This window comes from Nostoc sp., assembly GCF_036916575.1.
Lineage (GTDB): Bacteria > Cyanobacteriota > Cyanobacteriia > Cyanobacteriales > Nostocaceae > Nostoc.
Map to the genome: position 1 here is coordinate 49971 of NZ_JBALGC010000084.1, position 24602 is coordinate 74572.

Here is a 24602-nt window from a genome sequence, read left to right on the forward strand (position 1 = left end):
TGTAAAATATTTTATGTTGTCATTAGCCTATCCGTAAACCCACAAACAACCTTCGCAAAGAGGAACTCTGTGCTTGCGATTTTTCCATTTAATATTACGCTCACGAATTTTTTCAAACTCAAAAGATTCAAATCCTGCTGCTTGTGCTAATAAACCCATCCATTCAATTACCGGAATATAAATACCATATGGAGCAGAATCGCCAATTACAAAGCAAACTATTGCAGGACTTTTACATACTCTGCGAAGTGCTGTCCAAACTCTAGCCATGTCAAAAAAATAGCAAGCAATCATCAAATGATAATTCTTTTTACCTTCATATAAATGTCGTTCTTGGGACAATTGGTGACAGGTTTCAATAATACTAGCTTTGATTGGATATAATTCATTAGATGCTAAAACTTCATTGATATTTACATTCTTACTTGTGACGTGCTGTGAACATGAACGAATTAAGTATTGTCTCACTGTAGTTTGCAAATCACTCCAACCGGAAATTTCTTTCATAAAACACATTTCGAGACGTGTAGCATCTGCATAATCATAGTTGTTAGCATATGGCTGTGAGGTGATTACCAAGTTGGTAAAATTATCAGGTATACCCTGGCAAGTCCGAGCATCAGATTGAATGAGTGTCGAACTAGAAGCTGCTGTTTTTACTGCAATTCTCATATCTGTAGCCATATTCTCTGCCATTAGCCCAAAAGCAGACATTGGCTCTAAAAAAGATTGTTTCTTTTTATTTGGTAAAATGTACTGCCAAGGTGCAGTTCCAGCATGAGAAACATGGCGAAGAATCGATACAAGTGTTAACCAAACTAATTGAGATTGAGGTGAATCATCAGCGAGTTTTTCCCAAGCTTGGCGCAATCTATCTAGAGATTCTAGTGAAGATATACTAAAGCATTCATGAATCAGTTTTGGATATGTATCTACACATGGTTGCAGATTTTCAGCAGATTTTATAACCTTTTTTATATGTTCAAGATAAACATCAGCATCAGTTTTATATAAAAGTTTAGCTCTTGCTATACGCGCAACAAAAGGATGAGCCTCAATTCCAAAACATTCAACTCCAAGCCTTTCAGATGCAAGTAAGGTTGTACCAGAACCAGCGAATGGATCTAAGACAGTAGTTTCTCCTGTTTCTTTGAATTGAGTAATTATAGTTTCGACCCATTGTGCAGAAAAACCTGCACTAAATCTAAACCATCGATGAACTGGCAATTTCATGTTATCGATGAATGTAGATGAACTGTCAAAGGATTTAGAAATATTAGAAGAAAATTTCTGAGATGGCAACTCTAATTGTTGATTCATTTAGATATTTATTATTTTGCTTCGTGGTAGTTTTTGATTGTCAACGCCAAGAAGCTGTGATTTGAAATGATGGAGAAGTGATCGCATTTTCTTAAAAAAGGCGATCGCTTCTTGTTTTAATTAGCTTTACGCTCTTTGAGCACTTGATCTAGCAAGTTTCTAGCAGGTTGTGCTTTAGCCAACGCTGCTTGATGGTCATTATAAGCACGAACAAGGCGAGAAAGACTGCTCACACCTGCCTTGAGTTGCTCAAGTTCTTCACCAGCAACCAGTTCCCCATCAAGTAGCCGCCCGATCAACGGTTTGATGTCGCCCACTTCCTGACGGACTTTTTGAAGCTTTTCTAGGTTACTCAGTAAGCTTTTAAGTGAGTTTAAGATGTCGTCAATATCCTGGGTATCCTCTATTGATTCAGGCGAATCTTCAATTGTCACTGTATCTTTGTCTGAAATTGTCGGCAATTCCTGTGCAGATGTTTCATTTTTAACCCCATTTGACCGTGCCATCAACGCTTCCTCAAGGAATTTTCCTTAGTGTATCGCTTATCCCAAGTTACTAAAAATAGTATTGTTATAATTCGTTAAACTTGGTGAGTATTAATACAGTCTATAATCAGGCTTACTTTCAATCGTTCAACGAATATGGAGGGTTAAATCTACTTCTGTTGCCGAAGAATCCACGGCTTTCTTATTCAGTTATATATCCTTTTTCTCAGAAATATTTCTGTTTATTATAAGAGGCATCAAGGATTCATATTTTATTTTTTAAACAACTCAGTACAATTTTAAGATACTTCTTGAATTTTGCCTATTACCTGTTTATGCAAGTAAGTTTAGAGGCAGCATCCCAATTTGGCAAAAGTAAAAGAAGAAAAATTATTCGCGATGTAGACTCATGAATAATCTGGGAATTCAATCTTGTGGTTCTTCTGACTCTTGCTCAGATCCAGAAGTAACGACAGATGATCTCCAAATGCTGCCCTCAGCGATCGCTCAAGCAGCATAAAGCCCCAGAGCAGCCGACGTTTTGCCGTACCAAAGCTGAAGCAAGACAGTCGGCTGGAGCGCTTTGGAGAGCGCATTGTGTCATTGCATTTTCAACCTTAATTTATTGCGCTTGGCTCCATAGAGATTATTTCCCAAATATGGCCATCTAAGTCACTAAAACCATGTCCGTACATAAAACCGTGGTCTTGTGGTTCATTGTAGGTTGTTCCGCCGGCGGTGACTGCCTTACGAACCATTTCATCGACTTTTTCTCGGCTTTGGGAAGATAAACACACAAGCACTTCTGTGCTTTTCGTGGCATCAGAGATTTCTTTGGGAGTAAAAGTCTTGAATTTTTCGTGAGTCAATAGCATGACGAATATGTCATCGCTCACGATCATGCAGGTAGCCGTCTCGTCAGTAAATTGGGCGTTAAAACTGAAGCCAAGTTTACTAAAAAACTCAACAGACCGATTGAGGTCTTTTACTGGGAGATTCACAAAAATTTTAGTAGCCATGTTTTCTCCTTTTGAAAGCTCATTTACGTGTATGAAGTATCGACAAGCCGACGCTAATATTCCGCTTGAGTCGTTTCATGCAGACCGTTAATTGACCGTCTCATCGGTGAAAAGCAAGACTCAAAACTTCGCCAATAACTCGTCGAGGCAGTCAAAGCTGGAGTTCCAGCCTTCGATCACCCCCATCTGTTCATGCTTGCGACGCTCCTCGGCAGACTCATGCATAATTCGGAGTGTAAGTTTGGTATTACTGCCCAAATCCTCGAAAACCGCCGTCGTAACCATTCCCTTTGGCAGATCAGCGTTCATGACCTTTTCAAAACCTTCATCAAATTCATCACTAGTAACAATCCGTTCAAGGGGCACAATTTCGCGGAAGACACCTTTGGCCGGGTACTCCGTGCCGTCTGGGCCAATCATGACATAGCGCCATTTACCGCCCGGACGCAGATCCAACTCAGTCACCCGGGTCGTAAAGCCTTTTGGTCCCCACCACTGCGCTACGTGTTTCGGATCAGTCCATGCCTTAAACACGAGTTCACGCGGCGCGTTGAAGACGCGGGTGATGACGATCTCGCGTTCCGATTGAGCATCAGTGGAATCATTTTTATTGCTCATTTTGTTTCTCCTGGGTTTGTAATTCGTGCAGGTAATCATCCAACCGATCAAGATTCTCTTCCCAGAATTGGCGATATTGCTCGATCCAATCCGCCGCGTCCTTGAGCGGCTGTGCTTCGATCTGGCAGGGTCGCCATTGAGCCTCACGACTCCGCGTGATCAGTCCGGCACGCTCCAGCACCTTGAGGTGCTTAGAAATTGCAGGCAGACTCATCTCGAAGGGCTTGGCTAACTCAGTAACCGATGCCTCACCCTTGGCGAGGTGAGCCAGGATCGCACGCCGTGTGGGATCGGCAAGGGCGGCAAAGATGACGCTCAGTTGATCGGTAGACATTTTTATTTAACCGCACGGTTAATTAAGCAATAGTTTAAATGTACTATCGAAGAATGTCAAGCGCTGACTTAACCCGTCGTTTGAACTCTTACATTGAAATAGGGTTGCCTTGTAGCCCATCAAGAAGGCAATATCTTCTGGTCTGCATACAATAGGCGTCCATTGACCCAAGCTAGTCGTAGATGTAACAAATAATTGCTCATCTCCCTACTGCCCGATGTTCAGCAATTTCGCCATAGCCAACCGTTGCAGTTTCCCGGTAGCACCGCGAGGTAGTTGATCCAAAATGTGAACTTGCTTAGGAACTTTGAAATCTGCCAGCATGGTTGAACAGTAAGCTAAAAGTTCTTTTTCGCCAGCTTCTGCCTTAAGGACAACAGCGGCGTGGATATCTTCTCCTAAAGATTTGTGGGGGACGGCAAAGGCCAGGGCTTCAGCGACAGCGGGATGGCGCAGCAAGACATCATCCACTTCTAAGGGAGAAATTTTTTCTCCACCCCGGTTAATTAATTCTTTAATGCGTCCAGTCAAGCGGAGGTAGCCGTCTGCATCCAGTGTGCCCTGATCCCCTGTACGGAACCAACGGTTTACAAAAGCTGTGGCGTTAGCTTCCGGGTTGTTTTCATAGCCATCTATGACATTAGGTGCTTTTACCACTACCTCGCCCAAGCTTCCTTGAGATAGCAGATTGCCTTCAGAGTCCATAATGCCGACTTCCACACCGAAGCCATAACCTACAGTACCTGGTTTGCGAACTTTTGGCGGTAGGGGGTTGGTGGTCATTAAGTGAGATGCTTCAGTCATGCTGTAAGATTCCACCACAGGAGCATTGAGAATTGCCTCTAGCTGTTCAATGATAATCGGGGGCAAGGAAGCGCTACTAGAGCGAATAAAACGAAAGCGGTTAGCTTTGACAATTTCTGTGTTGCGGCTAGCACGTGCCAAAATTGTCTGGTGCATGGTTGGTGCTGCGGAGTACCAAGTAGGTTTGTAGGTATCTACCAGTTTCCAAAACTCCAGGGCATTAAAACCATTGGGACAAATTAATGTGCCGCCCGATGCCAGGGTTGCCAGCAAACAGCCTACCAATCCGTGAATGTGAAACAGGGGCATTAGGCAAAGTGTACTGTCAGCCGCAGTGAGTGAGTAAGCAGCAATGATGTTGCCGGTTGAGGCGATTAAGTTGCGATGACGAATCGGCACACGCTTGGGACGACTGGTAGTGCCGCTAGTGTGGAGAATCATCGCTACATCATCGGCGTCGGGGGCTGCGGGATTCGAGGATTCTGCTGGTTCTGAGCCTGTTTTGACTAATTCAAACCTCAATGTGCCGTCTGTGTTTACCTTGGCATTAATCAGGATCATGTCGGGTGTGAGGGCGGCAATAGCTGCTTCTGGCCCCTCAGACAATGTAATCAGTGCATTTGCTTGGGTATCTTCGTAGTAGAAGGCAAATTCTTCTTGCTTATATTTAGGATTTAAGGGTGCAGCAGTGCCACACAGGGCGGCAGCCAAAAAGGTAATAGCCATTGGTGAACCGTTAGTCATGGCAATGGCAATGCGTTCTCCCCGTTTCAATCCAAAGTTGTTGAGTTGGGATACCAGTCCAACAACATTCTCGCGCAATTGCTTATAAGTTAGCGATCGCCCCTCAGGCGAGACTAGGGCTGGATGATTGTCTTCCCCTGCTAAAAGCTCAAATAAGTTCATTAAAAACCTCCAGTAAACCGCATCCCCTTGTGGGAGTTGTTAGTAAAAAAGATTGGACATTAGGAAAGAAACTTTTTCCTTGTCCCCTTTATCCTGCTTTATTTACTCCCCCTGCCTCCCCTGCTTAACTTAGTACCATTCCCCATGCCCAATTCAACCATTATTTGCTTTCTTTTGTAAGTAAGTTGACGGCAAAAGACAAGAGCTAAAATTAACTCAATAGTGTATTTGTCGCTACTAGAAATCAAAAAAATCTTTTTCAGCAACTAAACCCCATCGATAAAATATGGATCGTCGGAATTTTCTAAAGTATGTCGCTTTAGCAGGATCTAGCTTTGCTTTAACTAGTTGTGTTCAAGGCAAATATTCCAAATCGCAGGGTGAGATGTCTCCCTCAGCGTCGCCTGTGGCGGTAAATGAACCTCTAAAGGTGGGATTTGTTTACGTGGGATCTGTGGGTGATTTCGGCTGGACTTATGCCCATGATTTAGGCCGCAGAGACATGGAAGCCAATCTTCAAGATAAAGTAACAACTACCTTTGTCGAAAATGTTAACGAAGGTGCTGACGCCGAAAGGGTGATTCGCCAACTAGCATTAGATGGTAACAAGTTGATTTTTACAACTTCCTTCGGGTACATGAACCCAACAATTAAAGTTGCTAAGGACTTTAATGATGTTGTCTTTGAACACTGTGCGGGATACAAACGTGCTGCCAATGTCGGTACTTATCTGGGACGCTTTGAAGAACCACGTTACTTAACCGGCATGATTGCTGGCAAGATGACAAAATCGAATGTAGTTGGTTTTATTGGCGCATACCCAATTCCAGAAGTAATTCGAGGAATCAGTGCATTCACTCAAGGAGTAAGGCTAACAAATCCCCAAGCAAAAGTTAAGGTACTTTGGGTACAAAGTTGGTACGATCCAGCTAAAGAAAGAGAAACGGCTCAAGCTTTGATGAATTTAGGTGCGGATATACTAACGCAGCATACCGACTCTGGTGCCATTGTCCAATTAGCTGAGGAAAAAGGCATTTATGCTTTTGGCTACAACACTGATATGAGTAAGTTTGGTCAAAAAGCCCACCTGACATCAGCTATTAACAAATGGGGTAAATTCTATACAGATAAAGCCTTGGCTGTAATGAGTAATACTTGGAAGTCTCAAGAGGTTTGGGATGGGATTGGTCAAGGAATGGTGGATATTTCCCCGATGAATCAGGCGATTCCAGATGATGTGCAACAATTGGTGAATGCGAAGCGCGATGAGTTTATTCAGGGTACTGCACATCCTTTTGATGGCCCGGTGAAAGACCAAAAAGGGGTGGTGCGAGTACCAAAGGGTAAGGTGTTGGATGATCAGGGACAACTAGCGATGGATTGGTATGTTGAGGGAATTGAAGGGTCAATTCCTAAAGGGAAATCCTAACACTGTTAAACAATACTAATATTTCTGTTTTTAGCTTTTTAAGTTAGTGATTAGTGTTGTTAAAATAGCAGCAGCAGAATTATGAATTTAAAACTTTATTCAAATTTTCTGGCTGCATTACCGCTAAATATTGAGCATTCATTTCCGGTGTGAGTAGTTCTATCATGACTTTGTTTTCCAACCATAACTCAATAACATCAAAAAAAAGAGTTGCGGTTACAATGTAATACTCTCTAACCTTCCTGTTTGCCAATCAACTCAATTTTTTCTTGACAAGTTTCTCTCTTAAAGCCAATTGCAGATACTAGCCGCGATCAAATTGGACACTGGATGGAAGGAATTGGCTTTGATTAACGTGAGTTTTGTTTATTGACCCGATCGCAACATCGATCACAAATCTGTTTTCATTGAGAGGATGTTTGAAAAGTCGTAAAGTATACTAAAAACCCCACCTCCATTCCTCTCCCCGTTGGTGTCAGCCTGCCGTTAGGCAAGCAAAGAGAGGCTTTGAAACCCCCTTCCCTCATAGGGAATGGGGGTAGGGGGTTAGGTTTGGGAGGTTTTAATGTTAATAACAATACTTTTCAAACATCCTCTGAGGCGTTGCCAGAGAAAGTTAAAAGGAAAGTATCAATGGCATAAGGGAGGAAGCAGTCCCAAAGAAAAAATTTCAGCACTAAGCATGAAAAGGCGGAAAATATGAAAACGAATGCGTGAACTACTTAAATGAAAAAGTATTCAAGCGTTTTGAGAAAGCATTCAAGCCTTTTGCTTGCTGAATCTACCGAAATGAGAAAGCATTCAAGCCTTTTGCTTGCTGAATCTACCGAAATGAGAAAGCAATCAGGCATTTTCAGAAAGCAAACAGGTATTTTGCTTGCTGAATCTACCGAAATGAGAAAGCAATTAAGCATTTTCAGAAAGCAAACAGGCATTTTGCTTACTAAATCTACCAAAATGAGAAAGCAAATAGGCATTTTAGCTGATTCAACGGGTCGCGCACAGGATTCCCCAACTTCAGCTTCAGGTTGTTGGGGATGGCAGTTGCTCCATTTGCAGAGAAGTCGCAGCGGAGGCTTCCTCCGTTGGCGCAGCGCCTCAAAGCCTCTCTTCTGTGAGGAGAGAAGTTTGGAGAGAGGTCAAAGTGTATTGTGTATCTAAATGAGAAACGTTATAGGTTTCAAGTTAGCGACAAAAGGCATTAAATTGAGTATATCTACATAGTTAAAATATAAGCTCTACAAGTGTGGTATCCAGAAAAAAAGCCAGTCAAATTGCTAAAGTCTTTAAGAATCACCAGAGAGCCAAGACGAACCAGCCGTCGCTACGCACTCATGGCATTGATACTCAGCTTGATAATTGTTGCTTGCACCAACACATATCAATCATCTCCTTTCCCAGTCAATAAGCTCTCCATTGAAAGTACAGATTTAAGGATTTGGTGGGATAAAGGTTCTAATTTAGAAGAGGATGAAGCGCTCAAGCTGCTGATTAGCAACTGGGAAAAACAAAGTGGTAAAAAAGTCAAGCTTACTTTTTACACTAACGATGAACTATCAGAGAAGACTAACAGGGCACTTCAGGCGCACAATCAGCCTGACATCGTAATGAGTAGCAGTGCTGAGAGGGAGCTTATACCACATCTGGCATGGAATGGTAAACTGGCAGATGTTTCCGATGTTCTTGAGCCAGTCAAAAGTCTTTATTCTGATACTGTACTGGAAGCTGTTCATTTTTATAACAATGTTACAAAAAATCGCAGCTATTATGCAGTCCCAATTAATCAGTTAACAATTCATATCCACTATTGGCGCGATTTATTAGAGCAAGTTGGTCGGAGTCAAAAAGATATCCCTAAAGATTGGGATGCTTTTTGGGAATTTTGGAAACAAGTGCAACATGACTTACAAGCACAGCAAAAGAATCAAAAACCAAAAATTTATGGGTTAGGTTTACCTTACTCTGTTGCTTCTGCGGATACTTACTATATATTTGAGCAGATATTAGAAGCATACAATGTCCAAATTTTAGACTCTAAAGGTCAACTTCGCCTTGATGACCCCAACGTGCGAGGCTCAATTGTTAAAAGCTTAGATTGGTATACCAAATTTTACCAGCAAAACTACGTTCCACCGGATGCAGTCAATTGGTTAAATCCAGATAATAACCGCAGCTTGCTCAACCACGCTGTGGTGATGACACCCAACACCACTCTTTCAATTCCGGCGGCTGTGCGCCAAAACCCTGAGATTTATCGTCATAAACTTGGCACTATAGAGTTTCCTAACAAACCTAATGGCCAGCCGATGCGCTACTTGGTCGCAGTTAATGCCGCAATTTTGTTTGCTGAGTCTGAAAACCAAAAGACAGCCAAAGAATTTTTTAGGTATTTAGTTCAACCAAATACGATAGGAAACTACATTAAAGCTGCTGGAGGTCGGTATTTACCAGTGATGATGTCAAATTGGAAAGACCCTTTTTGGACAGACCCAACTGACCCACACATTTCAACTGCTGCTAAGACATTAATCAAAGGTCCAACGCGCCCATTTTATATTGTCCAAAACCCAGCCTATAGCCGAGTTTTGAAAGATAATGTTTGGGGTAAAGCTCTCAATCGAATTGTAGTAGATAAAATTTCCCCAGAGCAAGCAACAGATGAAGCGATCGCACGCATTAAGCAAATTTTTGACCAATGGCAGTAAGCTTTTATAAATATGACATTTAAAACAAAAGCTAGTCAAATTGCTAAAGGTTCTCAGAATCAGCCACAACATCACCATTACCTGAGATTGAGTCGAAGATATGTGTTCATCGTATTCACACTCAGCTTGATCATTATTGCTTGTACTAACACCTCTAAATTAAAACAATCTTCAGTCACCCATCCTTCTACTGACAGCACAGTTTTAAAGATTTGGTGGGATAAAGGGTTTACTGTAGATGAAGATGAAGCAATCCAGCAGTTAGTGAGCAACTGGGAAAAACAAACTGGTAATAAAGTCAAGCTTTCCTTATATATCGGTGATGAACTACCGCAGAAAGCACGTAGAGCGATTCAGGCGGGTAATCCACCCGATATCATGATGAGTTACGGCGCTGAAAGAGCGTTAAATCCACATCTGGCTTGGGAAGGGAAACTAGCGGATGTAACGGATGTAATTGAGCCAGTCAAGAATCTTTATCCTAAGTATGCCCTGCAATCTGTTAATTATTATAATAATGCTGCAAAAAATCGAAGCTACTATGCAGTTCCAATCAATCAGTCAACGCTTCACATTTTTTACTGGCGAGACTTGCTAGAGCAAATAGGTCGCAGTGAAAGCGATATCCCCAAAGATTGGAATGGTTTTTGGGAGTTTTGGAAACAAGTGCAGCATGACCTGCGGGCAAAACAGCAAAAACAGAATATTTATGGGTTAGGTTTTCCTTTCTCTACTGGGGCTTCAGATACCTACATCTTTTTTGAGCATATTTTAGAAGCATACGATGTGCAAATTCTCGATTCCGAGGGTAAACTCCTGATCGATGACCAAAAGGTCAGACAAAAAATTGTCCAGACTTTAGATTGGTATGCCAAATTTTACCAACAAGGTTATGTGCCACCAGATGCACTCAATTGGTTAAATCCAGATAATAATCGCAGCTTGCTTAACCGTGTCGTAGTGATGACTCCTAACAACACGCTTTCAATTCCTTGCTCTGTCCGCCGAGATGCCGACACCTATCGTCATAAGCTTGGCATCTTAAAATTTCCCAACAAACCGAACGGCAAGCCAATGCGTTATCTACTCACACTTAGGCAAGCAGTTTTGTTCGCTGATTCCCAGCAACAGAAACAAGCTTTGGATTTTCTTGCATATCTCACCCAATCACAGGTGATAAATAAGTATCTAAAAGCTGCTGGAGGCTGTAATTTACCAATCATAGAACCGCTTTGGCAAGACCCATTTTGGAAAAACCCAACTGACCCACACGTTTCAACTGCGGTCAAGACGGTGACGGAAGGTTCAACGCGGCTGTTTTATTATGTGCAAAACCCAGCATACAGCGTAGTTTTAGAGGAGAATATCTGGGGAAAAGCTCTTAATCGAATAATTGTAGATAAAATTTCTCCAGAGCAAGCAACTGATGAGGTAATTAAGCAGATAAAACAAATTTTTTCTCAATGGTAATCAATAATTATTTATATTAACTAAAGGAATAATCTGTCTGCATCAATAGGAAAAGAGAAATATCTTTAAAAGAAGAAATATATGAAGTTCTGGAATCAGCACTTAACTACTAAAGTTGCCAGTTCCTTCTTATTCCTATCCTTGGTAACTGTAGGTGTAGTAGGAGGATTTGCCTTCATTAATGCCAGGGAAGCTTTGAAGCAAGCTGCTTTTGAACGACTCAGTGCTGCTGCCACTCTTAAAGAGGAAGAAATTACCCGTTGGTTTGAAGACCAACAGCGAGACTTTCTTTTAGTCACTCAGTTTCCAGATGTACAAAGGAATTTTCAAATCCTTTTAAATTCCCAAGCCTCCGATGCAAATTATCGTAACGCTTACAAAGTTCTTTCAGATTACCTTGCAAATATAGCTAAAATCAAGCCAAGTCTTAGGGAAATTTCCATTCTTGACCGTAGCAATCGGATTATTTTATCTACTAACAAGCAGCGTGAAGGTCAATATGAAATTTCAGCTAATATCACCTACATTGAACAGATTCAGCCAGGAGACTCCTTTGCCCCCATTTTCTATGTCTCACCGATTACTGGCAAGCCATCAGTTACTTTTGCAACACCTTTACGTGACGCAGCCAGGGTACGCCGAGGTGTTCTCTTAGCTGATTTGAATTTAGACCGAATAGATCAGATTGTCCGGGAACGTACAGGTTTAGGTAAGAGTGGTGAAACTTATTTAGTTGGTTCTTTAGTAACTAAAAACGCTTTTATTTCCAAAGAGAAAGATAAAACATCGGACTTTCCGAAAGGAGTTAGCAGCCAAGGCATTGATGCAGCAATGAGTGGAATCAGTGACCAAGGACTTTATCCAAACTATGCCGGAGTGCTAGTAATTGGAGTATATCACTGGCTCAATGACCAAGACCTTGCTTTAATGGTGGAAATGAACCAAGAAGAAGCCTTTGCCCCGGCTCGCCGATTGGCAGGGACGATGATGCTAGTGGGGTTTTTATCAATGGGATTTCTATTGATTGGAGTGTCTTGGCTAACGCGACAGTTAAAAATCTCTGGCGAACAGTTAGAAAATTACAGCCATAAATTGGAGGTAAAAGCTAAAGAAGCCGAAACTGCCAACCGTGCCAAAAGTGAATTTCTCGCAAACATGAGTCACGAACTCCGTACTCCTCTTAACAGCATCCTTGGTTTCACCCAGCTAATGAGCCGCGATTCCTCTATCAATTCTTCTCAATTGGAACATTTAGAAATTATTAGTCGCAGTGGAGAGCATTTGCTGACTTTGATTAATGATGTGTTGTCAATGTCCAAAATTGAGGCGGGTTTAACGACACTGAATAACAACAGCTTTGACTTGTACACTCTACTTGACTCACTTGAAGAGATGTTTCAAATTAAAGCAGAATCCAAAGGTTTACAGTTGATGTTTGAGCGTAGACCTGAAGTTCCTAAATATGTGCATACAGATGAAAGTAAATTGCGTCAAGTCTTGATTAACCTCCTTGGTAATGCTGTCAAATTTACTCAAGAAGGCGGCGTTAGTTTGCGAGTTAGAATGAAGGAAGAAAGTAAACTACAGCAACAAGAAGAGGTACAAGCAAGAAAAAACTCCCATTCCTCATTCTTCTGGCTTCATTTTGAAGTCGAAGACACCGGGCCAGGGATTGCACCTGCTGAAATTGAAAACTTGTTTAAGCCCTTTGTCCAAACAGAAGCAGGTCGGAAATCTCAGCAAGGAACAGGTTTAGGTCTAACCATTAGCCAACAATTCGTGCATCTAATGGGGGGAAGTATTACTGTTAGCAGTACTTTGGGTGAAGGAACGATTTTTTCTTTTGATCTCCAAATTAGCCTAGCAGAAGTAGCTGAAGCTCCGATTCGACAGCTAAAACGACGAGTAATTGGTCTAGAGCCTAATCAACCAAAATACCGAATCTTAGTAGTTGAAGATAAATGGGAAAATCGCCAACTCCTAGTCAAGATGCTGGTATCCCTTGGCTTCGAGGTGCGTCACGCTGAAAATGGTCAAGAAGGAGTGACGCTTTGGGAAACTTGGGAACCGCAACTGATTTGGATGGATATGCGGATGCCTGTAATGGATGGGTATGAAGCCACTAAACAAATTAGAGCGACTTTAAAGGGTCAAGCTGCTGTGATTATTGCTCTAACTGCTAGTGCTTTTGATGAGGAACGGTTTGTGGTTTTATCGGCAGGCTGTAATGATTTTGTGCGTAAGCCGTTCCGAGAGGAAGTAATCTTGAATATGATGTCTAAATATTTGGGGGTGCGTTATGTATATGAACAGGAACCCCTTCAAAATGAGCAATTTGCAGAAAATTCAGGCCTGAAACTTTTATCATTAGAAGAGATGCTGGCTCAGATGCCCACTGAATGGGTGACACAGCTACACCAAGCGGCACTGTGTACTGATGAAAAGCTGATTTTCAGCTTGCTTGAGCAAATTCCTGAAGAATCTGCTGTTTTGGCAAACACTTTGTCTGATTGGATTAATAACTTTCGGATTGATAAAGTTATTGATTTAACACAACCATAAGAAAGTTTATTAACACTAATAACCTCTCAAAATCCTTTTGCTCTAACCTATCTTTGTAAAAAGTCAAGTTTAGGCATTTCAATATTTATTTAATAAACTTGATCTGCATTAATTCTTAAATAATTACTACAAAAAAAGAGTAGACTTATGATTAATAAAGAGAACCAGGAGCAATGCCACAATCTTCTTAACAAGCTACAACAAGATATTAATGACCTCATTAATAAGATAGAAAATCAATTACAACTACCAGAATTAGACTTCAGAAGTGAGCAGATTCAAGATGAACTTGCAAAACAAATTGTTTTGTTACAACGCTTTGAGATCATAGCTGATTATTTTTGATAAAATTTAATATTTGCTTTTAGAAATCAGTTATAAAAAATATGGATAATCATCAAGTTCAGCTACCGAAAGCAAATATTCTTGTTGTTGATGATACACCGGACAATTTGCGACTTTTATCCGCCATGCTAACTCAGGTTGGGTATGAAATTCGGAGAGTGATTAACGGGCCAACAGCTTTGAAAACAGCACAAGCTGCGCCGCCGGATTTAATTTTACTTGACATTATGATGCCAGAAATGAATGGCTATGAAGTCTGTCAACACTTGAAAGCCTCGGAGAAAACCCGCGACATTCCAGTGATTTTTATTAGCGCCTTGGATGAAGTATTTGACAAAGTTAAAGCTTTTGCAGTCGGGGGGGTAGATTATATTACCAAACCTTTTAGTGAAGAAGAGGTTTTTGCGCGTGTAGAAAATAACTTGACTATCCGAAGGCTGCAAAAGCAACTGACTGAGCAAAATGTACTTTTGCAACAGGAAATTAGCGATCGCCAAAAAGCTGAGTCAGCACTGCGGTTAAGTCAGTTTTATCTAGATAAATTTAAGGATTGTATCTTATTTGTAAATTCGGATGCCCAGCTTGTTTACGTGAATGAAGCAGCCTGTCGTCATCTTGGCTACTCCCGTGCACAATTGCTGACCATGACTGTTTACGATATAAATCCAAATTTTTCGACGGTTGCTTGGCGATCGCACTGGCAAGAAGTTAGACAGAAAAACTCTCTCACTTTTGAGTCTACTCAACGAACTCAAGATGGTCGGGACATAGGCGTGGAAATAACTGTCAATTATCTGGAGTTAAACGGACAGGAGTACCATTGTGCTAGTGTCCGCGATATCTCCTCCTACTAACATCATTTCAGCAAGCAAATAAAGTGGTTTGTATCAGGAATTCTATAAAATGAATGGGTAGTCTTAGACTGCTGGAACAGACTTCTAGTCAAGACTTTTAATCCAAAACTGCTAACACAGTTGGGAAGAGAAATTTTTTCTGACGTTTACTGACATTCTTTACATAAGTTAATAAAAGTTTGACGGCAAAATTCCTGACGACTTATGACTTTTTCATGCTCTTAAAAGTGAGTGATTCACTTAAATTAAAGGCATGGTCAAAGTAAACTTCAATCCAAAACCTCAAGAACGTCTAATAAGTAGAAATACAAGGAAAATTTCCAATAGCAACAGGTTCTTCTGGTTTGCATTTTACATTTAATGATGTCCTTCTACTTAGTTGATTATATGGATTGAATTGAGTCGGTGAGCAAAAGGGTATTGCCCATTGCAACCATGCTGTTATTACTTTTGATATTTAACAGATAATGACAGCATCGAAAATCAAGCAAAGAGCAGCTTGGATAGGGTTAAACCGAGCGATCGTGCGGTTGCGTCAACCCTGCAAAGTATGCGGAAAAAGGAAACTTGAGGAAAGAAAATAAGATGCGAAAAAATAGTAGAAACCAAGATTTTATCCTGCCTAAAGAAGCAATTCATCGCTGTATCCAGGCATCTGAGCAAGGAAATATGGATAGCATTGCTGTTGAAACTGATGAGGTAGGCAAGAACTCTTTGACTGTACAAGATGTTACTACTGATTTAGACATTCAGAATTCACTACCACTAGACCAGGAAGTCAAGCATCTATTGTTTAGCACCTCAGTAATGTCGGATCTAAATGAACAGGTAACATGCTTAGTTGCCCAAGCCCGTAGACATTCATCTGGAAGCCCTCAACGTCAGAAGCTGCTTACACAAATCATTCGTTTGACACAAGGTAAACTCTGGAAGGAAAATACTCCCTACTATCAAGATGCACTGCAACAAACTTGGTTGTATTTCTGCCGCAACGTTTGTGATGGTCTGACAGGGCAAACCTATGACTCCACTCAAGGCAGTGTGATCACTTGGCTAAATGCTTACCTAAAACGCAGACTACAAGACTTTTATCTCAACCAATATCGGGAACAAGCCACAACAGTCACCTTTAGGGTTTGTCAGTTTAAGTCGGGTGAGATTGATGAAACTATTGACCCTATAGATAATATACCAGCTACCCCCCAAGCGCCTCCCATTTTGGAAAACATAGAGACATGGGTAAAGACAGACTCGGATCTGGAACTACGTAATACTCACATTAAAGGGCGTCCCGACGTAAATTGTCAGGTATTAATTCTCAAACGCTTACCCCCGGAAGTTAGCTGGAAAGAATTATCTCAAGACTTTGGGCTGCCAATTCCGACATTAAGCAGTTTCTATCAACGTCAGTGTCTACCACGCTTGCGGAAATTTGCTGAGATGGACGGCTTATTAGAAACTAGACTTTCAACATAGGAAGGTGGCTCACAAAATTCCAGATACTGGCAGCGAAGCAGTATTTTAGCAGATAGCCTAGAGAGGCAGTCCAGTATAAATATCGATTTAGGTTTCACCTATTCACCGAAACAGTGCAGAGTATTGAGTACTGAGTGCTGAGTAAATAGTGGATAATTTCTAATAACTAAAAAGTCAAGTCAATTATCCTCGATGTAATCTTATGGAGCGCATGAGTTTTTGGATTACAGATACAATCGTTGTGCTAATCACGGGTAATGTAGTAATTGCTTTGAGGTCATTGAACAGTGCTTTTTATACTCGAAAGTCATTATCCCCAATCCTAAAACAACTATCAATGCCCAACCGAATGCGCCGAAAAAAAATAATCTTTGAAATCTAGCTGCTTTTTGCTCTTGAACTAGTCGAGCTTTAACTTCTTTAGTTCGTTCAGCTTCTAACCATGTCTCAACTTCTCGCCGATCGCATTCTTGACTAGCTGCTAAAAACTGATAATCCAAATCGCTCAAACTTTTGCCGTGTGACCAAGCTAGAGCTTCAAGTAAGGCTGTCCCGCGTAATAGTCGTGAATTGTCCCGGCGTTGCGAGGCTACCCAAGCGTTGAATGCTTGGGAATAGGGTCGCAATTTTGCTAATTGTTTTTCTACCCAAGTTTGGTTAAAAACCTCTTCATAAATGCGGTTCTTTACTATTAGTTGCCCTTGCTGCTTGGTCACCAATCCTGACAATAGCAGTTCTATTTGCTCCTCTCCATCATCACAAGCTATCTGAATCCCTTGTAAAATTTGCTGATACAGTCCCAGCAAACCTCCAGCACGCTGCTCATTTATCAACAAGCGATCGCGGATTGTTTTTAAATGCTCTGGCTCATCCTTGGCTTCCCATTTCTCAATAATATGCGTTTGCACTAGCTTTTCTAAAATCAACAAGGGAAATTGGTAATAAAATTTTATAAGATGTTGATTAATAATCGGTAAATGGTTATCCAATTTATAACGCTCATCAACTTCTAGGCTTCTCTGCTCTTGAACATCCTTGCTTCCAGAGTTCCTTTCTTGTACCACTATCTGACAGAGCTTTTGAGTTAGAAATGGCTGACCATTTGTCCAAACCAAAATTTCTTTGAGAACTGCCATCGGATTAGTTACTTTACTTTCTAAACCTGCTGCTAATGGCTGAACTTCCGATAAGTTAAAGCCGTGCAGTTCAATAGATTTACCTATATTAAATGGCGTACAGTTTCGATCAGCAATCAAATCTGAAGGTGTTGCTACTCCAAACAGTGCCCAAGTTAGGCGGTTATATTCTGGATTTTCTGCTCGTTGATTGTAGCATGAGCGAATTAGGGTAAAAAAATCGACTACAGAGAAATTCAGACCTAAAACACTATCAATTTCATCAATAAAAATAAATATTTTTTCACTTTTGAGTTCAACTAACAAAATGTCTTCGACAAATTGGCTCAATCGCTGTAATGCAGGTAAATCTTCTCGCTCCGACCACCAGGCTTTGATATTAACTTTGCTAAAGAGATTAAAGCTCCTTAATAAGTCAACCACTATCCCCTTATACCACTGAGCAGGAGTAATATTGCCGTTACCAATCCGAGTCATATCAATAGAAGCACAACTGTAGCCTGCTTGTTCTAATCGATGTCTAGTTTGTAACCGTAAACTAGACTTACCCATCTGTCGGGAACTAAATACATAACAAAATTCACTTTGAATTAGAGCATTATAAAGTTCAAAGTCAGCCTGCCGTTCTACATAACTAGGAGCATCAACTTTGAGACTACCGCCAATTTGATATTCGTATTTATTCATAGCATTTAGGTTAATTGCTCTCGGAAATATAGCTGATACAACTCACAGCTAGACATTGCCTGATTTCCTTCAAGTTTTACTAGACCCATACTTTCTAATTTATAGGCAGCGATCGCTTCTAATTGCACACTTGTTGGAGAGGTAATTACCCGTTTAAGTCCTGTTGCCAGTTCGGGATGTTCTTGGAGATTTGCTAGATGATGCCGTAAATAGTTGCTATAGATGCCGGCAATTGTGGGAGCCTCTTTTAGTAGCTGCTCTAGGCTTACTTGTTGATTTCCCAGATTATAAAGAGCCAGACGAGCTAGATAGGGATGACCACCAATCATCGCTCGTAGAGGAGCCAGTTTTTCCAATCCTTTTTCACTTTTAGCCCAATCCAATCCATGACGCACTGCCAATTCCTGCATCTGCTCTAAACTAAATTCTGGTAACTTAATCGGTAGTCCCACATTAAAAGGGGATTGATTAATATCTAATGGGATATAAGCTTCAGTGGCATGAACTACTACTAGCCGGAGTTTTTGCCATATTTCTAATTCGGAAGCATCCTCATACCAAGAGCGCAGTAGCGGGAGAAAATCCCTAGAGATTTCTGGATACTCGAAAATTCGATTCACTTCATCCAAAGCTAAGACTACCGGAGCGTCGATTTTATCCAGCAAATACTCCTGTAAATATAATGTGCAGCTAACTTTGCTGCCAATATCCTCATCCCAATAATCATCTAGTCTAATCTCTAAGTTTAACTGCCGACTGACGTTAGCACAAAACCAGCGTAAGAATTTTTCTAAGCTAGTGAAAACTTGACTATCTGCCCTCTGTAAACCGATCTGTACGGTATATACCCCAGTCTGTTTAGCATGAGTAAGAATTCTGTGCATTAGGGAGGTTTTTCCCATTTTGCTAGGGGCTTTGATTCTAATTAGGCTTCCAGGTTTATTGATTTCAGCATAGGTGCGTTCTTCAATTGGCGGACGCTCTATGTAAAAAAAGGAATTGAGCGGCACTGAGCCACCAGGATTTTCTAAGAAGTCGGGATTAAGAACTGGGGTTTTTCTCTCGTCTTGCTTTTCTATTACCAAAGAAGATCCTGATATTCTATCTTTCTCTATGCTTGTTTGCTGAGACTGTTTCAAGACTGCTGGCACACTCTGGAGTTTTTCTGATAAAACGCTACTTTGCGTAGGCAAAGCCTGCCGGAGGCATCGCCGTCTCAATACTGAACGAAAATTACTTTTTGTCACCTCCTCTCCGAAAGCTTGTGAAAGTAACTTCCATAACTTAGAACCAACATCTTTTATATAATTGGCATCATAACCACAGCTTTCGGCGATATCTGGATAAGTTTGTCCTTCCCAAGCTTTACGAAATACTATTTCCTGAATATCACTTAAGCCATGTTCAAGAAATGTATCTAAAATTGCTAGTGCTTCTTCTATATTCATTTGTGAAAAGAATAAAGTTTGTTTTAAATAAGACTTTAGCGGAATTTTTCATACTTTTTTCCTTATTTACTTAAATTTAAACAGTTAACTTCATTTCCATCTGCCATTCTCAGATATAAGGGAATGTCAAAAAATTAGGACTTTAGAGGCTATGTATAAAGTAAATCTATGAATCTCATACAAATTGAGGCTAGACTATATTGTATTTGCAGTTTATTTCTCGTTCCCAGGTTGGAGTCGAGGAACGCCAGCAACGAGTGTAAGTAGGAGATGTTCATTTATGCCGAGATGGACTGCACAGGACAAACAAACGTATCGAACCGAGGTGATTCGACGCATTACCGCAGCGATGCCCTCAGTAATGCAGGAATATGCCTCAATTAATTGGGCGGAGGAACTCAAAGGCTACCGTACCGACCATGAATATTACCCTGACTACATCCACGCTTCCATTCATGGTGTAAGCGATTCCTATACCAACCCTCAATCGTGCTTAAGTTGGGATGCTGCTATGGATGCCATTATTCCCCTCAGCCACAATGTTAGTTGCCAAGAGTTGCGCGAGAAAATGGCTGAACTAATTCCTCAAGACGCTCAAATTGAGACGGTGCTAGAGCTTGGTGCAGGTACGGCTGATGGAGCGCTGGCTTTGGCACGGCGGTTTCCCCAGGCCACTTTTCGCGTTACTGATGTTTCGCCTTACATGTTGGTGATCAGTCAGCACAAGTTTAACAAGGTTGGATTTAGTGAGCGGGCTGAGTTCGAGCAGGTGGACGCTCGTAACACTGGCTACCCTGACAACTTCTTTGATCTTGTCACCTCATCACTACTCTTCCACGAGACGCCTAAAGAGTGGACGCCTAAGATTCTTAAGGAGATGTACCGGATCACCAAACCCGGAGGCTGGGTACTATACGCTGACACCTATCGTGGTGAATACGCCTTGAACGCTTCTTTTCAAGAACCGTGGTTGGATGACTTTATCCATTTCAACTTCGAGTATGAGTTTGCGAAAGCAGGTTTTACAGAACTCAATTACATCCGCTATGCCGTGGGTTTGTGGTATATGGTTGGCCGGAAGCAAGAAATGTGAGGATAAAACAAGCACTTTTGATCGCGATCGCATCTCTCAATGCAAGTAGAATAATGAAACGATCGCCCGATCGCCCTCCAAACCTGATTATTTCTAATCTGGAAACAAACTGGAGACTCAAATGACCCCAGCAACGATGTCTGACGACAAGCCCTTCTCTACGAGAGGCTGCGCCAACGGGTTCGGGGGATCGCAAGACGCTCGAAGACTCGCTAACGCTTCGCTAACGACGGGAACCGCCAAGACTGCGACCCCCTCACCGCAAAGCGTCTACGCAACACCAAAAAAAGAATCACCTCTTCTGTTTGAGGGAATGACCTGGAGAGAGTTCAAAGCAGTTGAGCAATTGTTAGACCGTTCAGGATATCGGCTCTCTTTTCTGAATGGAATTTTGGAAATATGACGAACGCTTGGAGAACTCCACGAAACCGTTAAAGAAAGGATCGGTGCTTTGTTAGAGCTTTATCTGCTCATGGCAGGGTTAGACTTTACTCCAACTGGCTCAATGACTCTGGAAAGTGAAACAGTCGCCGTCAAGCGAGAAGCAGATAAATCTTATAAACTTGCTCCTGGTCGGATGCTACCCGACCTAGTAATCGAGGTGGTGTTTTCTAGTAGCGGCATTAACAAACTAGATGCATACAAGCGGTTGAAGATCAAGGAAGTGTGGTTTTGGGAAAATGGTGTGTTAGAAGTCTATCATCTGCGGGGGGAAGGCAATACACTTCACTATGAAAAGGTTTCTAGTAGTGAAGAGGTGAAAGGAATCGATTTAGATTTGTTGTTACGTTGCATCAATATGGTGAATCATGTAGAGGCGATCAAGACTTTTCAACAGGCCCTTCAGAAATAGGCGATCGCACATATTTATGGGATATTTATGGGATGCTGGGTTTCACGCTTGAAAACTGCTGTGAAAACCCTTTTGTTCAGCGGAGGGACTTTAAGCTTTCAGTCTTTTGCACTAAGAAATCAGTGAAGATACTCATAATCGTGCGCTGACGCAATTTCACATTAGCATTAATAGACATCCCTGATTGCAATGGAATTTGACGCTGATTAATTAGTAACTTCTGCCCATGTAGGCGGACTTTTGCAGAAAAACGCCAGAAATTATAAACTTGGTCTGGAGGTAAGGCATCAGAGCCAATCTCAACTAATTCGCCTTTGATATCACCATACTCTTGGAAAGGAAAGGAATCAATTCTTACATCTACTTGTTGCCCTTCTTGGACAAAGCCAATGTCGCGGTTGGTGATGTATACGTTAGCAACTAAGTTATCACTAGGAACGAGTTTTAAGAGCGGTTCGCTGGAATTAATTACAAATCCTGCTGTTTTGGCTTTGAGTTCAAAGACGGTTCCATCTACAGGTGCAGTAATTTTTTGATATTTCAGGGTTTGTTGTGCCTGAACCCATTTACTATCAATTTCTCCAATCTGAGCATTAATTTCATAGAGGCGTTTTTGATTATCTACAATTACCTTGGTTAATTGGCTGTCAATTTCGGCAATGTTTTTGTCATTATCTGTAATTTTGGCAAGTAAGTCTTCTTGAGACACAGCCGCAGTGTTACGAACTTTTTGATTTGATTGAGCGATCGCTAATTGTAATCGCTGCTGTTCCCTATTCAATCGAATCACTTCAGATTGTTTGCTGCTGACATCCTGCTGCTGTTTTAAGTATTGTACTTGGGAGATAGCCCCCTGCTGCGCTAGAGGTTCAAATTTGTGGAGAATTTGTTGATTAATTGTCAGCAACTCTTTAGCATTAGTTAACTCCGCCTGAGTCTGAAAAAATTGCTGTTGTGTCTGTCCTGTTTCTAAATTAGCTGTGGCTAAACGCGATTCTAATTCTATTTGGCGATTTCGCAAGCGTAATTGTTGCTCTCTTGTGAGAGTACTTCCAGCAGTCGCACCGTTTAACTGTGTTCGGTACAACTGGTTTTCGGCAATAATCGCGGCTCGGCTTTTGGTCAAAAAGGCTAGTTCTGGTTTAATTTTCAATAGAGCAGTTTGCTGTGCCAATTCTTGTATTGATATGTTCCCTTGAAGCTGACGGCGGTAGAAGTCATTCTCTTGCTCTAGCGCTTGTTTGGCAAGCAACTGAGCCGTGCGACTTTGTTTTAATGAAGTTAACTCCGCCTCAGAAGTAGTTTTTTCCAAGCTAACAAGTGTTTCACCTTTTTTGACTCGCTGACCATCTTTGACTAGAATCTCCTTGACAACACCTGGAACCGGAGCTTGAATTTCTTTAACTGCACCCTGTGGTTCTAGCTTACCAGTCGCATGAATTGATTCATCAATTTGGAACACTGAGGCCCAAATTACTGTAAAGGTGCTAACTCCAACAATAGTCCAGGCGATTGCTCGTGACCAAGTAGAAGTCTGTTGTAAAAGTACTGGTTGATCAAATTTGTATTGAATATTCATAATAAATGGGGAATGGGGCATTGGGGAGGGCTGAATTAGGAGTGCTAAGGTTAAAATTCCGAGTTTAGAAGCTCAACGTTCAAGCAAAAAGATGCAACTTCCGAGTTCAAAGGCTCAACTTTCGAGTTCAAAGGCTCAATTTGCGAGTTCTGAGCTTGAAGCAATAATATTTCCTCTTGACTCCTAACTCTTAACTCCTAACTCAGCACTCAGCACTAAACTTGCGTTTCTTGTTGCTGATACAAACAGTAGTAATAACCTTTGAGCGCCATCAATTGTTCATGAGTTCCCTGTTCTACCACAGCACCTTGATCCATCATCAAAATGACATCGGCATTGCGAATTGTGCTGAGGCGGTGAGTAATGAAAAACACTGTTTTATCTTGGAAAGCTCTCGCTAAGTTACGGCAGACTTGGGCTTCAGCATTGTAGTCTAAGGCGCTGGTAGCTTCATCAAGAATCAATAATTGCGGATTTTGCAGAACAGTACGAGCGATCGCTACTCGTTGGCGTTGTCCCCCAGATAGCCCTGAACCTCGTTCGCCGACACGGGTGTTATAGCCGCTGGGTAAAGACATAATAAAGTCGTGGGCAAATGCTACCTTAGCGGCGGTAATAATTTCCTCATCGCTAGCATCAGGATATCCCAAGGCAATGTTTTCCCGGACTGTGCCATCGAATAGTAGGGTATCTTGTAACACCATACCAATTTGACGGCGTAAAGAATAGAGTTCAACTTTGCTGATATCGTAGCCATCAATCAAGATTTTGCCAGATTTGGGTTCGTAAAGTCGGGGTAATAATTTTAGCAGTGTGCTTTTACCGGAACCACTTTGACCAACAATTCCTACAAAAGAGCCAGCAGAAAAATCTAAGTTAATATTGCACAGTTGCATCGCCCCATGTTCCGAGAAACTGAAGCTGAGATTTTCAAAGCGGACACTACCTTGAACACTGGGCATAAGGATATTTTGACAGTTGCTGATTTCTGTTTCTTGGGGAGTGTCTAAAATATCAGCAAGGCGTTGCAGAGATAGGGCGGTTTCTTGGAAGTTCTGCCAAAGTTGCATTAGGCGTAACAGGGGACTGGTGACATAACCAGCCAGGATGCGAAAGGCGATGAGTTGTCCTAAGGTAAGTTGCTGATTGAGGACGAGAAAAGCTCCCACCCACAGCACTAACATACTAGAAAACTTGTTGAGGAAGTTGCTAACAGAACTGGCGGTAGTTTGGGTAGAAACTGTTTTGAAACCAGCGCTGATGTAACGAGCATAGCGTTCTTGCCATTGCCAACGCGATCGCATTTCTAAATTTTGCGCCTTGACTGTCTGCATTCCCCCCATCACTTCCACTAAATAAGATTGCGTCTCGGCATTGCATTCTGCTTTCTGACTTTTCCCGTTAAGTCTCTTTTGCAAGCTGCCAACCCTCACAGAGATCGTGTAATTTTAACCAACCTCGCCACAGTACTTGAATGCC

General features: G+C 41.6%; 21 protein-coding genes and 2 pseudogenes. 12 read left to right on the plus strand and 11 right to left on the minus strand.

Features of this window, described 5'->3' with window-relative positions:
* Positions 1-27: 27 nt before the first annotated feature.
* The 6 genes from V7L29_RS17480 to V7L29_RS17505 form a co-directional block, all read right to left on the minus strand.
* Positions 28-1320 (minus strand): DNA methyltransferase, encoded by a 1293-nt coding sequence (locus V7L29_RS17480; protein WP_334736284.1) that lies wholly within the window; start codon positions 1318-1320, stop codon positions 28-30.
* Positions 1321-1436: 116 nt separating this feature from the next.
* The gene (locus V7L29_RS17485) at positions 1437-1826 is read right to left on the minus strand and encodes a hypothetical protein (protein WP_334736285.1); all 390 of its coding nucleotides are present in this window, start codon (positions 1824-1826) and stop codon (positions 1437-1439) included.
* A 596-nt stretch (positions 1827-2422) separates the two neighbouring features.
* The gene (locus V7L29_RS17490; RefSeq protein ID WP_334693771.1) at positions 2423-2824 is read right to left on the minus strand and encodes a VOC family protein; all 402 of its coding nucleotides are present in this window, start codon (positions 2822-2824) and stop codon (positions 2423-2425) included.
* Between the two features lie 120 nt (positions 2825-2944).
* On the minus strand, positions 2945-3442 hold the full coding sequence (locus V7L29_RS17495) for an SRPBCC domain-containing protein (protein ID WP_334736286.1): 498 nt from the start codon (positions 3440-3442) through the stop codon (positions 2945-2947).
* Positions 3432-3776, minus strand: a complete 345-nt coding sequence (locus V7L29_RS17500; RefSeq protein ID WP_334736287.1) for an ArsR/SmtB family transcription factor — start codon at positions 3774-3776, stop codon at positions 3432-3434. The genes V7L29_RS17495 and V7L29_RS17500 overlap by 11 nt, the downstream gene beginning before the upstream one ends.
* Before the next feature lie 207 nt (positions 3777-3983).
* Positions 3984-5486 carry an acyl--CoA ligase gene (locus V7L29_RS17505; protein ID WP_334736288.1) on the minus strand — a complete coding sequence of 501 codons (1503 nt, stop codon included), beginning with the start codon at positions 5484-5486 and terminating at the stop codon, positions 3984-3986.
* A gap of 286 nt (positions 5487-5772) precedes the next feature.
* On the opposite strand from V7L29_RS17505, the gene V7L29_RS17510 reads away from it, so the two are divergent.
* Positions 5773-6915 carry a BMP family ABC transporter substrate-binding protein gene (locus V7L29_RS17510; RefSeq protein WP_334736289.1) on the plus strand — a complete coding sequence of 381 codons (1143 nt, stop codon included), beginning with the start codon at positions 5773-5775 and terminating at the stop codon, positions 6913-6915.
* Between the two features lie 79 nt (positions 6916-6994).
* On the opposite strand, the pseudogene V7L29_RS17515 reads toward V7L29_RS17510, so the two are convergent.
* A pseudogene (locus V7L29_RS17515) lies at positions 6995-7187 on the minus strand (hypothetical protein); the annotation flags it as partial.
* Between the two features lie 454 nt (positions 7188-7641).
* On the opposite strand from V7L29_RS17515, the gene V7L29_RS17520 reads away from it, so the two are divergent.
* From V7L29_RS17520 to V7L29_RS17550, 7 genes are all read left to right on the plus strand, one after another.
* Positions 7642-8076, plus strand: coding sequence for a hypothetical protein (locus tag V7L29_RS17520; RefSeq protein WP_334736290.1), 435 nt, complete (start codon positions 7642-7644; stop codon positions 8074-8076).
* Between the two features lie 83 nt (positions 8077-8159).
* Entirely contained in the window at positions 8160-9620 is a 1461-nt protein-coding gene (locus V7L29_RS17525) for an ABC transporter substrate-binding protein (RefSeq protein WP_334736291.1), read from the plus strand.
* A gap of 12 nt (positions 9621-9632) precedes the next feature.
* Positions 9633-11090, plus strand: a complete 1458-nt coding sequence (locus V7L29_RS17530) for an ABC transporter substrate-binding protein (protein ID WP_334693781.1) — start codon at positions 9633-9635, stop codon at positions 11088-11090.
* Positions 11091-11171: 81 nt separating this feature from the next.
* A complete protein-coding gene (locus tag V7L29_RS17535) occupies positions 11172-13652 on the plus strand; it encodes a hybrid sensor histidine kinase/response regulator (RefSeq protein ID WP_334736292.1) in 2481 nt (826 codons plus the stop codon).
* 147 nt (positions 13653-13799) lie between these two features.
* Positions 13800-13997, plus strand: coding sequence for a hypothetical protein (locus V7L29_RS17540; RefSeq protein ID WP_334736293.1), 198 nt, complete (start codon positions 13800-13802; stop codon positions 13995-13997).
* Between the two features lie 41 nt (positions 13998-14038).
* On the plus strand, positions 14039-14851 hold the full coding sequence (locus V7L29_RS17545) for a response regulator (protein ID WP_334736294.1): 813 nt from the start codon (positions 14039-14041) through the stop codon (positions 14849-14851).
* A gap of 807 nt (positions 14852-15658) precedes the next feature.
* On the plus strand, positions 15659-16327 hold the full coding sequence (locus V7L29_RS17550) for a sigma-70 family RNA polymerase sigma factor (RefSeq protein ID WP_334736297.1): 669 nt from the start codon (positions 15659-15661) through the stop codon (positions 16325-16327).
* A 248-nt stretch (positions 16328-16575) separates the two neighbouring features.
* Here the strand turns inward: V7L29_RS17550 and V7L29_RS17555 are convergent, their stop codons facing one another.
* Together V7L29_RS17555 and V7L29_RS17560 are read right to left on the minus strand one after the other, a co-directional pair.
* The gene (locus tag V7L29_RS17555) at positions 16576-18150 is read right to left on the minus strand and encodes an AAA-like domain-containing protein (RefSeq protein WP_334736295.1); all 1575 of its coding nucleotides are present in this window, start codon (positions 18148-18150) and stop codon (positions 16576-16578) included.
* Between the two features lie 5 nt (positions 18151-18155).
* Complete coding sequence (locus V7L29_RS17560) at positions 18156-19598, minus strand: AAA-like domain-containing protein (RefSeq protein WP_334736296.1); 1443 nt, start codon at positions 19596-19598, stop codon at positions 18156-18158.
* Positions 19599-19878: 280 nt separating this feature from the next.
* Between V7L29_RS17560 and V7L29_RS17565 the strand changes: the two genes are divergently transcribed.
* The 4 genes and pseudogenes from V7L29_RS17565 to V7L29_RS17580 all read left to right on the plus strand — a co-directional run.
* Positions 19879-20691, plus strand: a complete 813-nt coding sequence (locus V7L29_RS17565) for a class I SAM-dependent methyltransferase (RefSeq protein WP_334694276.1) — start codon at positions 19879-19881, stop codon at positions 20689-20691.
* Positions 20688-20816 carry a hypothetical protein gene (locus V7L29_RS17570; protein WP_334694275.1) on the plus strand — a complete coding sequence of 43 codons (129 nt, stop codon included), beginning with the start codon at positions 20688-20690 and terminating at the stop codon, positions 20814-20816. The genes V7L29_RS17565 and V7L29_RS17570 overlap by 4 nt, the downstream gene beginning before the upstream one ends.
* A complete protein-coding gene (locus V7L29_RS17575; protein WP_334694274.1) occupies positions 20813-21094 on the plus strand; it encodes a hypothetical protein in 282 nt (93 codons plus the stop codon). Before V7L29_RS17570 ends, V7L29_RS17575 begins: the two co-directional genes overlap by 4 nt.
* A gap of 27 nt (positions 21095-21121) precedes the next feature.
* Positions 21122-21544 (plus strand): annotated as a pseudogene (locus V7L29_RS17580) (Uma2 family endonuclease); the annotation flags it as partial.
* 76 nt (positions 21545-21620) lie between these two features.
* Here the strand turns inward: V7L29_RS17580 and V7L29_RS17585 are convergent.
* Complete coding sequence (locus V7L29_RS17585) at positions 21621-23123, minus strand: HlyD family efflux transporter periplasmic adaptor subunit (protein ID WP_334694273.1); 1503 nt, start codon at positions 23121-23123, stop codon at positions 21621-21623.
* 215 nt (positions 23124-23338) lie between these two features.
* Positions 23339-24562: a peptidase domain-containing ABC transporter gene (locus V7L29_RS17590; RefSeq protein WP_334736298.1), complete on the minus strand. Its 1224-nt coding sequence runs from the start codon at positions 24560-24562 to the stop codon at positions 23339-23341.
* Between the last annotated feature and the right edge of the window lie 40 nt (positions 24563-24602).